This window comes from Rummeliibacillus pycnus (assembly GCF_002884495.1).
In the GTDB taxonomy this organism is placed as follows: Bacteria; Bacillota; Bacilli; order Bacillales_A; family Planococcaceae; genus Rummeliibacillus; species Rummeliibacillus pycnus.
This window is the reverse complement of record NZ_KZ614145.1, coordinates 2,684,844-2,697,183: the sequence shown is the minus strand read 5'-3', so window position 1 is coordinate 2,697,183 and position 12,340 is coordinate 2,684,844. Positions and strand designations below refer to the sequence as shown.

Genomic DNA, 12,340 nt, shown 5'->3' with positions numbered 1-12,340 from the left:
GGATAGGCATTATGCGAGATGTTGTTATTGTAAGTGCTGTTAGAACTGCAATCGGTAGTTTTATGGGGGCTTTGCATAATACACCTGCTACAGAGTTAGGGGCAATTGTCATTAAAGAAGCTATAAATCGTGCAGGGATTCAAGGAGAACAAGTAGATGAAGTGATCATGGGGAATGTTCTTCAAGCTGGTCTTGGTCAAGGCCCAGCTCGACAAGCTGCACTTAAAGCGGGATTGCCTATTGAAGTAACTGCGATGGCGATCAATAAATTATGTGGATCTGGATTGAAGGCTATACATCTTGCTACGCAAGCTATTCAAACAGGTGATGCGGACATTGTAGTAGCAGGTGGAATGGAAAATATGAGTATGGCTCCATACCTACTGATGCAAGGGCGATCTGGTTATCGAATGGGGGATGGTAAAGTTGTTGACAGTATGATTATGGATGGATTGCAATGCTCTATTAATTCGTATCATATGGGAATCACTGCTGAAAACATCGCTGAGAAATATAACATTTCAAGAGAAGAACAAGATGAGTTTGCAGCTTGGAGTCAACAAAAAACAGAGAAAGCCATTAAAGAAGGAAAATTTAAGGCTGAGATTGTACCTATTGAGATTCCACAACGTAAGTGTAATCCAATTATTTTTGATACAGATGAATTTCCGCGTGAAGGTGTAACTACAGACACACTTTTCAAATTAAAGCCAGCCTTTAAAAAAGAAGGTACTGTAACAGCAGGTAATGCATCAGGGATAAATGATGGAGCTGCTGCGTTAGTGCTAATGAGTCGAGAAAAGGCAATAGAACTTGGTATTAAACCAATGGCGATAATTCGAGGTTATGGTTCTGCTGGTGTAGATCCAAAAATTATGGGGATTGGACCAATACCCGCTACAAATAAGGCACTAAAAAAAGCAGGGTTAACAATTGATGAAATAGAACTTGTTGAAGCAAACGAAGCATTTGCTGCACAATCACTTGCAGTTGGGCGAGAGTTGAATATTTCAAGAGAAATATTGAATGTCAATGGTGGTGCAATTGCTCTAGGACATCCGATTGGGGCTAGTGGTGCACGTATACTAGTCACACTTTTGTATGAAATGCAACGCCGTAAATCTCGCTATGGATTAGCTACATTATGTATTGGCGGTGGTCAAGGGGTTGCAACTGTTATAGAAATTGAAAAATAAGAAGAGAAACAAAGTGTGAAAATATAGGGATTTTTCTATAAAGGCTTACTTAGATGGGAGTTTACACTATGTTCAACGTTAGAGGGGGATCCTTATGGATTTGATTATTATCCTACTCGCGCTAGGGCTGTTAATATTTTTTGCCTACCGCGGATATTCAGTTATATTAATGGCACCTATTTTTGCACTATTAGCAGTACTATTTATAGATCCAGCGAATATCTTACCATTCTTTTCTGGAATATTTATGGAAAAGATGGTTGGGTTTATTAAAAATTATTTTCCTGTCTTCTTATTAGGAGCTATTTTCGGGAAAATTATCGAAATGTCAGGTATTGCGGAATCAATTGCAAAGACAATTATCCGTTTGATTGGTAAAAAGCAAGCGATGTTAACAATTGTCCTTTTAGGTGCAATTTTAACATATAGCGGAGTAAGCTTATTTGTAGCTGTTTTTGCCATTTATCCATTTGCAGTCCAATTATTTAAGGAAGCAGATATTCCTAAAAGACTTATGCCAGCTACTATTGGACTAGGTGCGTTTACGTTCACAATGGATGCAGTACCAGGTACACCACAAATTCAAAATGTTATTCCCACTACTTTCTTTGGAACAGACATTTACGCCGCACCTATACTTGGGATTATTGGAGCCATTTTTGTCTTAGGAGGTGGCTTGACATACCTAGAGTTTAGAAAGAGACAAGCTAAAAAAGCTGGGGAAGGTTATTTTGGATTTGCAGATGAAACAGCCGCAACAATTGAGATGGACTTAAATGAAGAAGCTAAGATTGATATGAAATCAAATCAATCTGTAATGCGACAAATCTTTGCATTTGTACCACTTGTTCTCGTCGCAGTGATGAATAGATACTTGACTACGGCTATACCAAAATGGTATCCAAATGGGTTTGATTTTGCAGCTATTGGATTAGATAGCTATACAGTTGATGTAAAAGCAAATGCTGCAATTTGGGCAGTTGAAATTGCATTAGTCGTCGGAATTGTTACCGCTCTTGCTTTTGGTTGGAATCGAGTAACAAAAACCATGAAAGAAGGACTTAATGCGAGTATCGGTGGTTCACTACTTGCGGTCATGAACACTGGATCTGAATACGGTTTTGGTGGAGTTATCGCTGCACTTCCTGGATTTGCCCAAATCAATCATGCATTATCTGGTACTTTTTCAAATCCTTTGGTTAATGGAGCAGTTACAACTAGTGCTCTTGCAGGTGTCACTGGATCTGCATCTGGAGGTATGGGGATTGCGTTAAGTGCGATGGCTGAAACATATAATAAAGCAATTGCCGCAGCGAATATTCCACCAGAGGTAATGCATCGTATTGTTGCAATGGCATCAGGGGGTATGGATACACTTCCTCATAACGGAGCAGTTATTACTTTACTTGCGGTTACAGGGTTAACACACAAACAATCATATGGTGATATTTTCATAGTTACATTGATTAAATCATTAGCTGTGTTTGTTGCCATAGCTCTTTACACTTGGTTTGGAATTGTATAAAGAGAAACTTCTGAATAGTATTGGTGCCTTATGGTCATAAAACAATAGCAAATTAGTATATTAGAGAGAAGAACAGTAATAGAAAAAGGAGGAGAAATTATGAGTGGGACGTTAGAAGGGAAAGTAGCATTTATTACAGGATCTGCAAGTGGTATTGGATTGGAAATTGCTAAAACTTTTGCTCAGGAGGGGGCAAAGGTTGTCATTTCAGATATGAATAAGGAAAAAAGTGACCAAGTATCAGCCCATTTAAATGAGCAAGGATTCGAGACTTTATCTGCTCCTTGTGATGTTACGGATGAAGGAGCTTATAAAAGTAGTTTGGAAACTGCATATAAAGAATTTGGTAGAATTGATATTTTAATCAATAATGCTGGACTTCAATATGTAGCACCAATTGAAGAATTCCCAACTGAAAAGTTCGAATTGTTAGTAAAAGTTATGCTAACTGCACCTTTCATTGGCATTAAAAATGTATTCCCTATTATGAAAAAACAAGGATTTGGAAGAGTTATTAATATGGCATCTGTAAATGGTGTAATTGGTTTTGCAGGCAAGGCTGCCTACAATAGTGCAAAACATGGAGTTATTGGATTAACAAAGGTTGCAGCATTAGAAGGTGCGGAACATGGTATTACAGTAAATGCTTTGTGCCCAGGCTATGTTGATACACCACTTGTACAAAATCAGCTAAATGATTTAGCAAAAACAAGAAATGTAAGTGTAGATAAAGTTGTAGAGGAAGTATTTTTTTCACTAGTTCCTCAAAAAAGATTATTAGATGTATCAGAGATTGCTGATTATGCTGTATTCTTGGCAAGTGAAAAAGCAAGAGGCGTCACAGGACAAGCAGTAATCTTAGATGGTGGTTATACTGCTCAATAATCTTCATCTTGTTCTTTTTCATCTGCCTACTTTTAATTTAATACAAGAATTCAACAGAGCGAATTTAACTAAGCATGCTTTTTCTTTTTGAAATAAAAACGGTATAAAGGATTATAATATTATGTCTAATCCAGTAAGAGGATAATATGTTGTAACGATTAGGAGGTTAAATTAAATGAGAGTACAAGATATTAAAAAAGTTGTTTGTGTTGGTGGTGGAACAATTGGAGCTAGTTGGGCAACATACTATCTTTGGAAAGGACTAAATGTTTACATCCAAGATATTAACGAAGAGGCGCTAGCAAGAGCAAAAACTTTAATAGATTCTAACCTAGATTTCCTAGTTCAAAAGGGCATTATAACAACTGAAGTGAGTAACGATGCTAAGGAACGTGCAGTTTATACTGTTGATATGGAAAAAGCGTTTACTAATGCTCAATTCGTTCAAGAATCAGCTTATGAAAGCTATGAAGTAAAGCAAAAAATTGTTAGTGAAATGGATAAATACGCTCCTAAAGCTATCTATGCAAGCAGTTCTTCAGGTCTTTTAATTAGTGAGATCCAAAAATTTTCCGAATATCCAGAAAGGTGTATTATAGCGCATCCGTTTAATCCGCCACATCTTATTCCTTTAGTTGAAATTGTTAAAGGGGAAAAAACGAGTGATAAAATTGTATCCATAGCCTACGATTTCTTCAAATCAATTGATAAAGAACCGATTATTGTTGATAAAGAAATTCCAGGTCATGTGGCAAATCGCATCTCAATGGCAGTATGGAGAGAAGCCGCTGATTTAGTTTTAAATGGTGTATGTTCAGTAAAGGATGTAGACAGAGCTGTTTGTTATGGTCCAGGATTGCGCTATGCATTAATGGGTCCACATTTAATATATGAACTTGCACATCCTAATGGTATTATTGGCACTTTACATCACCTTGGGCCATCTATGAATTCTTGGTTAGAAGATATGAGAGATTGGAAAGAAATACCTGAAAATGCTGCAGAAATAATTCAAGAGGGACTTCGAGATGAGATGGAAAACAATTCTTCTCAAGAGTTTATGACATGGCGTGATGATCAGCTTATCGAAATTTTAAAGCAAATAGGTAAACTGTAACACTATTTTTTAGTGTTACAATTGAAAGGGCGTCCCAAATGGATGGCCCTTTTAATAATAGTAAAAATGTGTGAGGAAAGATCAATTCGATTCGTTTAAAAGGAAAAATTCTTGTCCTAAGTGAAACAGAAATGATACGATAAAAAAAGTAAATTTAGAATGAGGTGGCTCGATTGGGGAGAGACCGTAAGTTTTCAAAGATTGATCTGTTTGTTGCAACAAAAGAACAAATTCTTCTTGTTGGATACGATGGCTTTACAATCAGTCATTTAGCAGGAACTTTAGAAGTTTCAAGAGCAGCGATATATAAGCAATACACAAATAAAGATGAATTGCTAATTGATTTCATGTTATACGAAATGGAACAATGTATAAGTGATTTGCAAAAGGTTCGACAAGATGGAACTTTTGAGCAGCAACTTGAAGATTTATTAAATCGTATGTCTAATTTTAATGAAGTTCATCAGATATTAGGAATGGCTTCACTTATACAAAATGTATCGGAAGAAGTAATTCAAAAAAAGAAACAATTGTCTTCAATGCATGGAGATCTGTATGCTCCATTATTAAGAATTGTAGCAAAGGGAAAAACTGAAGATTATATTGCTTCAGATATGCCGGAAGCACTGGTGTTAGCTTTTATCTTTCAAACAATAGATATTCCACGCCAACAAAATCTTACGAATGATGAACTACTTCAATATATAAAGCGATTAATTTTACATGGTGTTTGTAGTGAAAAATAAGTGACATGTGTGTAACTTATGTGTATAATAGTTTTAAAAGTACTTTTATTTTATTTAAAAGTGACACATGTGTAACTTATAAGGAGGAACAACAGCATGTTTTTAGCATTAAAAGAGTTAAAGCACGCAAAACTACGCTATACGTTAATGAGTGTCATCATCGTATTAATAGCATGGCTAGTATTTATCTTATCAGGCCTTGGGAACGGTCTTTCTACATTAAGTGCTGCAGCAATAAAGAACTTAGATGCAGATTATGTAGTGTATGAAGATGGAGCTAAAGCAACATTTAGTAAATCTCTAATCTCGGAATCTTTAATAAATGATATTAAGAAGAATAAAGAAGTGAAAGATGCAACACCATTTGGTGCAGCAATGGCAGCAATTTCACATGGTAAATCAAATGAAGAAAAAACAGATGTTGCAATCCTAGGAATTAAACCAGGTGGGTTTATCGAACCGAAAACGATTGAAGGTAAACAGTTGGATCCTTCAATTAAAAATGGTGTAATAGCCAACACTACATTAAAAGACAAAGGCTATAAACTTGGAGACGAAATTCAAGTAGATGGTTCTACAGTTAAACTAAAAATCATTGGTTTTGTAGAAAACGAAACCTACAATCATTTGCCTGTATTATTTTCTACATTGAATCAATGGAGATCTTATGCATATGCCGCTCCTGGTTCAAATAATGGTATTGAAGATGCTATAAATGCGGTCGTTTTACAAGCTCCAAATCTGGATGCAGCTCAATTAGACAAGCAAATTGATGGTATAGAAACTGTAACAAAAAATGCCGCAATTAATGGTATGCCAGGTTATATGGAGGAAAATGGAACAATACTTATGATGCTTGCGTTCTTAATCGTTATTTCAGCATTTGTAATTGCCGTATTCTTCTATGTTATAACTATTCAAAAAACACAACAATTTGGCGTTATGAAAGCGATTGGTGCAAGTAATAGCTTTATTACTAAAGCAATTGTGTCACAAGTATTTGTATTATCAGTGGTTGGTATCTTAATAGGTGCTGCATTAACATACTTAACAGCTTTAGTATTCCCAGAAAATATGCCATTTGATCTGAATGGAACACTAGTTGTTCTTTATGGTATTGCATTACTATTGATTAGTTTACTTAGCTCACTTATATCTGTTCGCCAGATTACGAAGATTGACCCACTAACTGCATTAGGGAGAGTGGAATAGATGAATGGGTTACAAATAAAAGATGTTACAAAAACATATAAAGAAGGAAACTCTACTGTTACAGCCTTAAATCATGCTTCTATGGAGGTAAAACCAGGAGAATTTGTTGCAATTGTTGGTCCCTCAGGATCTGGAAAAAGTACACTTTTATCTATAGCAGGTGCATTATTAAAGCCAACTTCAGGAACAATTAGTATCAATGAGAAAGAGATTACGAATTTAACAGCAAAAGCGTTGTCAAAATTCCGATTACATGAAATTGGTTTTATCTTACAAACCTCAAATTTAATACCTTATTTAAAGGTTATAGATCAATTGATCTTAGTGAAAAAAATGACGGGCAAAGTGACAAAAGAAGATCAAGAAAAAGCCAAAAAATTGCTTACTGAACTTGGGTTAGGTAAAAAATTGAAAAAGTATCCTAATGAACTTTCTGGTGGGGAACGTCAACGAGTCGCAATTGCTCGTGCATTAATGAATGACTCGAATGTCATTTTAGCCGATGAACCAACAGCTAGTTTAGATTCTAAACGCGCTCATGAGGTGGTAAAACTAATTGCAAATGAAGTGAAAAAACGAAACAAAGCCTCTATAATGGTAACGCACGATGAACGTATGTTAAAGTACTGCGATAAAGTGTATAGAATGGAAGATGGTATTCTAACTTTACAAAAATAGATTGCTATAGTTTTAAATGATAATTTTAGAGGGACTGTCCAATAAGTGGATCAGTCCCTCTTATTTCATAATAAGATGACGTTCTTTCGTAACAAAAAGCACTTACAAAAAAGTAAGTGCTTAAACGTCTAAAGTGATAGTGTATTCATTATTGTAAGCCGCCTTTGCCGTAATTTTAAAATATCGAAAGTTTTAAACCACCACTCCTCAAAGTGGGTGTTCGCAGAGTATTTCATGTTCGTCCGCATTAACGTGGAATGCGGCATACCAGTCCGTACTCAATTAAAACTCCCTTTTACAGTTCAAAGGTTAAAACTTAATATTATTACGAACAACGCAGCTTGTATTGATATGTTACTGCATGATTAAAAAATGTGCAAGAAAGAACTCCAAAAAATATTGCGGGAATAAGTACCAAGTTAATTTCTATATTTTGTGAACATATTAGCAAAATATAGAAATTAACTAAATATTATACGTATAATCCTCAGGTAATACGCGTTTTAGGAACTGCCTTGTCCGTTCCTCTTTTGGGGTAACAAAAATATCATGAGGTGTGCCTTCTTCTACAACCACTCCACCGTCCATGAAGAGTACACGATTTGCAACATCTTTGGCAAAAGACATTTCGTGTGTCACGACAAGCATTGTTGTACCTTCATTTGCGATATTTTTCATCACATTTAAAACTTCTCCAACAAGTTCTGGATCAAGTGCTGAGGTCGGTTCATCAAATAGGATAATATCGGGATTTAATGCAATAGCTCTAGCAATACCAACACGCTGTTGCTGACCACCAGATAGTGCACTAGGGTAAGCATCGTATTTGTTAGAAAGGCCGACTTTACTTAGAGCGTGTTTAGCCATTTCTACCGCATCTGATTTTGGTATTTTTCTACCGATAATTAATCCTTCGGTTACATTTTCAAGAACTGTTTTATTATTAAATAAATTATAATTTTGGAATACAAAAGCTACTTTTTGTCTTACGTCGTGAATTTCTTTTTTCTTCGCGTGATGTAAGTCAATTTCAATGCCACTAATAGAAGCATACCCTTTATCAGCGCGTTCTAAGAAGTTAATACAGCGAAGTAACGTTGTTTTACCAGAACCACTTGGGCCTAAAATAACTACTACATCCCCTTTGGCAATAGAAATATCAACACCTTTTAAAATTTCATGATTTCCAAATGATTTGTGTATATCTTTAATTTCTAACATTGACAAACACCTCTATTGTTAAGAATGAGCAACCTTATATTTGTTTAAATATCTTTCATAACGTTTTAGTAAGTATTCAACGATACTACATAAAATCAAGTAAACAATGAAAATATCTAAATAGGCTTCAATGTAGTTGTATCCTACATTTGCAGCTACCTTTGCTTTTAAGGTAATTTCTGATAATGATAAGGCATATCCTAAAGAAGTTGCTTTTATTAGATTGACAATTGTCGAAGTAATATTGGGCATTGCAACAATGAGAGCTTGTGGAATAATGATTCGATGGTATGCCTGAAATGTTGTTAATCCAACAGAGTGTGCTGCTTCCAACTGTCCTTTATCTACCGTACTTAAAGCTGAACGGAATACCTCTATTAATAATGCTGTGGTACTGAACGAAAAAATTATAAATGCATACCAAATTGGGTTAATTTTATATAGATCCATGTGTATATCATATTTTTCAAAGATAATTTTTAATATGAGCGGAATACTACTATAAATAATAAAAATTTGAATTAATATCGGTGTGCCGCGAACAAAGGATACATAAACTTGTGTAATTCGCTGAATAATTGGCGTTTTGTGTATGCGAGTCAGTGCTAATATAAAACTTAATGGAACTGCAATGATTAAGGCAACAATTGTCACAAGTAAGGTAATGGGTACACCAGACAAAGCGACAAAGAAAGTGTCGATAAAAAATTTTTCGTTAAATCCAGTTGACATAGCTGTACCTCCTTACGTTGTTTCTAAAGTCTTTTTTCCTTTACTAAAGAGCTTTTCTAATGCATTAAATACACGTTCTATAAGGATAGATAAAATCCAATAAATAACTGCAAGAGCAATGTAGATTTCTAAAGCATGTGCATTTAGATTTGCTGCTATAAGCAAGTTAGCTTTTCCCACAACATCGATTAATCCAATAGTGTAGGCAAGTGAACCTTCTTGAAGAAGTGTAATCATTCCGTTTCCGAAGTTTGGTAATGCAACGACGAGCGCTTGAGGGAAGATAATCCGTCTATATGCTTGAAAAGGTGTTAAGCCAACACTAACAGCAGCCTCATATTGCCCACGATCAATTGCTTCATATGCTGAGCGTATTACCTCTGACATAATAGCCGCAAATTGAAGGGTAAAAGTAATCACTACAAAAATTGCTGTATCAATATTGTGTAAATTAATATTAAAATTTGCCACAATTGCAGGAATACCATAATAGACAAGGAATAATAATACGATTGATGGGGTACAACGCATAATGGTTGTGTAACCTGTAGCAATTTTTTTCAAGATACGGCGATTACCAAGTTTCATGGTAGCAAGTAGCAAGCCTACTAATATTCCAAAAATAATGGAAGAACCAGCTACAGCAAAGGTTACTTTTAAGAATGGCAAAAGTTGTGGAATTGAATTCCAAATATAAGAAGCATCAAAATATTTACTCATGTAAGAATCACCATCTTTTTAATGTAATAGGCTACTGAAGATCAGTAGCCTATAGCTTTTATCCTGTATTACCCGGTCAATAAACGCCTACCTGAAAATTGAAAGAAGCAAAGAAGGTAGGTGTGTTAACTGATCAAAAAAGCCCGAATAGTTCAACTACCAGTGGGAAGAAAATCATGCTGATAGACTTCACTTAAATTAACGTTCGGCTTTATCTAATACTTCAAACAAATCGCGACCATAGAATTGCTTGCTTAGCTTGTTTGGTATCTTTTCTTGTTTTAATTTTTTGATGGCTTTATCATATTCATCCGCAAATTTTTGCTGATTTTTGTTGAATAATGGCCATGTTTTAATCACACCAAATTCGTTGTAGACAACATCATTTTTTAAATTATGGTATGCACCTTTATCAGAAGTAACTTGTTGTTGGAAGGCACCTTCAATCATAACACCACCATCAACGCGGCCTTCGTTTACCCATTGCACGACGTCTACTGTGAACTCATCACCAGCTTTAAGCTTTACTTTGTTATTTGGATTTTTGTCATTGTATTCTTTAATAACTGTGTATTGAGCGTTGTTTGCTGCAATAGGTGCTAATGAGTAACCCTTAGAAGCAAAATCTGATAATGATTTTACGTCTTTATTAGAGGATTTTAAGACAAGCCCAATACTGCTTAATCCTAGGAATTCTTTAGGAAAGATGAATTTTTGTTGACGTTCTTTTGTAAAGAATGCATTCTTTACACCAGCTTGGTATTTACCCTGCTCAACACCAATTAACAAATCATCACTAGTTGTTCCTACATATTCAAACTTATAATCTGGTAATAGTTTGTCAACTTCTTTCATAATTTCAACATCATAACCAGTTGGATTTCCATTTTCATCCGTGTAAGTCATTGGTTTACTTGCTTGGTCATAAGCAATTTTCACGGTTGTTACTTTTTTTGAACTAGCTTCTGAAGAAGTATCTGACGAGCCATTTGATCCACAACCAGCTAATAATCCTACCGTTACCAGACTAATTGTTGCAATTTTCGATAAATTTATTTTAAACATATTCTATAACCCCTTCTCTTTATATAAATAATGATTCTTTGTCTTGTTCTAAAGCTGTTTTTGCCAATTTTGTAATGGTCATATCATCCATAGGAGGGTTGTGTAGACCGGCGCGTACGTCTCGATAATAACGCTGTAATGGATTAGAATTTTGAAGACTTTTTGCGCCTACGATGCGCATGGCTAAATCTACAATTTCAATTGCGGCATTCGTAACTATATGCTTTGCAACTGCTAATTCATTTGTTAAATGTTTGCGACGTGCGCTATCATCGTATGCTTCTGCAACCCCGTATAGAGAGAAGCGAGCTTGATCTAATTTTAGTTCTATTTTCCCTAACTGTTGCTGTACATTAGGTAATGTACTAATAGGTGCATTCAAACTGTTAGGTTGGTGATGTTTTGCAAAATGTACGGCGTAATCACGTGCAGCTTGAGCAATACCAAGATAAGTAGCAGGGATATGCAAGATCCAGCCGTTAATATGATTGCCACCAAAAGAACTTTGAGGGTACTCAACAAGTGCTTTCGATTCAACATAGACATCTTTAAGAAGTAAATCATGACTACCTGTTCCACGCATCGAAATGACATTCCAAGTCTCTTCTATAGATAGGCCAGGAGTTTCACTTTCAATAAGGAAAAAACCAATTTGTTGCTTTTCCTCAATCCAAGCACTTACAAGAAAATAATCAAGAATTGGAGAGGCCGTAGTAAAAATTTTCCGACCATTTAAGATCCAGCCATTAGAAGTGTTAACTGCAATTGTTCCTGGGCGTCCGCCACGAGTTGGACTACCAGTCTGTTCTTCACTTACTGCACGGTTAATGAATACATTTTTTTGAACCTCTTTTGAGAACTTCTCAAGTAATTCAGGACTCCAAAGGTGATGTTCATACAATTCACCTACAACGCCAAGCGTCCAACCAATTGCTAGTGAAGTATTGGCATCATAACTAGCTAAAGTTTCCTGAAGTAAAATCATGTCATAAACAGATAAACCCTCACCACCGTATTCTTTCGGCAATGTTATTTGTGGATAACCAATAGCTCTGAGCTTTTCAAAATTGCTAAAAGGAAAGAGTGATTGTTCATCGATTTTTTTAGAATCTGCTATTAGGTCATTACGCAGGTTTTCGATTTTTTGTATCCATTTTCTCTGTATATCCGTTCGAATAAATATTTCTTTCACTAAACATACCTCCTTTTAAAATGTACAAAACATAGTTGAATAGTTGGTATA

At 35.4% G+C, this 12,340-nt stretch carries 12 protein-coding genes and 1 other RNA gene; 7 read left to right on the top strand and 6 right to left on the bottom strand.

Features of this window, described 5'->3' with window-relative positions:
- The first annotated feature begins 11 nt into the window (after positions 1 to 11).
- The 7 genes from CEF14_RS13085 to CEF14_RS13055 all read left to right on the top strand — a co-directional run bounded on the left by CEF14_RS13085 (position 12) and on the right by CEF14_RS13055 (position 7,359).
- A complete protein-coding gene (locus CEF14_RS13085) occupies positions 12 to 1,196 on the top strand; it encodes an acetyl-CoA C-acetyltransferase (protein ID WP_102693272.1) in 1,185 nt (394 codons plus the stop codon).
- A 94-nt stretch (positions 1,197 to 1,290) separates the two neighbouring features.
- Positions 1,291 to 2,721 carry a GntP family permease gene (locus CEF14_RS13080; protein WP_102693271.1) on the top strand — a complete coding sequence of 477 codons (1,431 nt, stop codon included), beginning with the start codon at positions 1,291 to 1,293 and terminating at the stop codon, positions 2,719 to 2,721.
- A gap of 99 nt (positions 2,722 to 2,820) precedes the next feature.
- Positions 2,821 to 3,606: a 3-hydroxybutyrate dehydrogenase gene (locus tag CEF14_RS13075; RefSeq protein WP_102693270.1), complete on the top strand. Its 786-nt coding sequence runs from the start codon at positions 2,821 to 2,823 to the stop codon at positions 3,604 to 3,606.
- A gap of 175 nt (positions 3,607 to 3,781) precedes the next feature.
- Positions 3,782 to 4,723: a 3-hydroxyacyl-CoA dehydrogenase family protein gene (locus tag CEF14_RS13070; protein WP_102693269.1), complete on the top strand. Its 942-nt coding sequence runs from the start codon at positions 3,782 to 3,784 to the stop codon at positions 4,721 to 4,723.
- Between the two features lie 173 nt (positions 4,724 to 4,896).
- Complete coding sequence (locus CEF14_RS13065) at positions 4,897 to 5,469, top strand: TetR/AcrR family transcriptional regulator (RefSeq protein ID WP_102693268.1); 573 nt, start codon at positions 4,897 to 4,899, stop codon at positions 5,467 to 5,469.
- 96 nt (positions 5,470 to 5,565) lie between these two features.
- Positions 5,566 to 6,681, top strand: a complete 1,116-nt coding sequence (locus CEF14_RS13060) for an ABC transporter permease (RefSeq protein WP_102693267.1) — start codon at positions 5,566 to 5,568, stop codon at positions 6,679 to 6,681.
- A complete protein-coding gene (locus CEF14_RS13055) occupies positions 6,682 to 7,359 on the top strand; it encodes an ABC transporter ATP-binding protein (protein ID WP_102693266.1) in 678 nt (225 codons plus the stop codon).
- A gap of 151 nt (positions 7,360 to 7,510) precedes the next feature.
- Here the strand turns inward: CEF14_RS13055 and ssrS are convergent.
- The 6 genes from ssrS to CEF14_RS13025 all read right to left on the bottom strand — a co-directional run bounded on the left by ssrS (position 7,511) and on the right by CEF14_RS13025 (position 12,289).
- Positions 7,511 to 7,705, bottom strand: a non-coding RNA gene (ssrS, locus tag CEF14_RS13050) — 6S RNA.
- Between the two features lie 119 nt (positions 7,706 to 7,824).
- Positions 7,825 to 8,580, bottom strand: a complete 756-nt coding sequence (locus CEF14_RS13045) for an amino acid ABC transporter ATP-binding protein (protein WP_102693265.1) — start codon at positions 8,578 to 8,580, stop codon at positions 7,825 to 7,827.
- Between the two features lie 18 nt (positions 8,581 to 8,598).
- Positions 8,599 to 9,312, bottom strand: a complete 714-nt coding sequence (locus tag CEF14_RS13040; protein WP_102693264.1) for an amino acid ABC transporter permease — start codon at positions 9,310 to 9,312, stop codon at positions 8,599 to 8,601.
- Positions 9,313 to 9,324: 12 nt separating this feature from the next.
- The gene (locus CEF14_RS13035; RefSeq protein WP_102693263.1) at positions 9,325 to 10,032 is read right to left on the bottom strand and encodes an amino acid ABC transporter permease; all 708 of its coding nucleotides are present in this window, start codon (positions 10,030 to 10,032) and stop codon (positions 9,325 to 9,327) included.
- A gap of 198 nt (positions 10,033 to 10,230) precedes the next feature.
- The gene (locus tag CEF14_RS13030) at positions 10,231 to 11,097 is read right to left on the bottom strand and encodes a transporter substrate-binding domain-containing protein (RefSeq protein ID WP_102693262.1); all 867 of its coding nucleotides are present in this window, start codon (positions 11,095 to 11,097) and stop codon (positions 10,231 to 10,233) included.
- A gap of 19 nt (positions 11,098 to 11,116) precedes the next feature.
- Positions 11,117 to 12,289 (bottom strand): acyl-CoA dehydrogenase family protein, encoded by a 1,173-nt coding sequence (locus tag CEF14_RS13025; protein ID WP_102693261.1) that lies wholly within the window; start codon positions 12,287 to 12,289, stop codon positions 11,117 to 11,119.
- Positions 12,290 to 12,340: the final 51 nt, after the last annotated feature.

Excerpts from the sequence above, each read along its gene's own strand:
- CEF14_RS13085 (WP_102693272.1), top strand. The coding sequence starts at position 12 with ATGCGAGATGTTGTTATTGTAAGTGCTGTTAGAACTGCAATCGGTAGT.
- CEF14_RS13080 (WP_102693271.1), top strand. The coding sequence starts at position 1,291 with ATGGATTTGATTATTATCCTACTCGCGCTAGGGCTGTTAATATTTTTT.
- CEF14_RS13075 (WP_102693270.1), top strand. The coding sequence starts at position 2,821 with ATGAGTGGGACGTTAGAAGGGAAAGTAGCATTTATTACAGGATCTGCA.
- CEF14_RS13070 (WP_102693269.1), top strand. The coding sequence starts at position 3,782 with ATGAGAGTACAAGATATTAAAAAAGTTGTTTGTGTTGGTGGTGGAACA.
- CEF14_RS13060 (WP_102693267.1), top strand. The coding sequence starts at position 5,566 with ATGTTTTTAGCATTAAAAGAGTTAAAGCACGCAAAACTACGCTATACG.
- CEF14_RS13055 (WP_102693266.1), top strand. The coding sequence starts at position 6,682 with ATGAATGGGTTACAAATAAAAGATGTTACAAAAACATATAAAGAAGGA.
- CEF14_RS13045 (WP_102693265.1), bottom strand. The coding sequence starts at position 8,580 with ATGTTAGAAATTAAAGATATACACAAATCATTTGGAAATCATGAAATT.
- CEF14_RS13040 (WP_102693264.1), bottom strand. The coding sequence starts at position 9,312 with ATGTCAACTGGATTTAACGAAAAATTTTTTATCGACACTTTCTTTGTC.
- CEF14_RS13035 (WP_102693263.1), bottom strand. The coding sequence starts at position 10,032 with ATGAGTAAATATTTTGATGCTTCTTATATTTGGAATTCAATTCCACAA.
- CEF14_RS13030 (WP_102693262.1), bottom strand. The coding sequence starts at position 11,097 with ATGTTTAAAATAAATTTATCGAAAATTGCAACAATTAGTCTGGTAACG.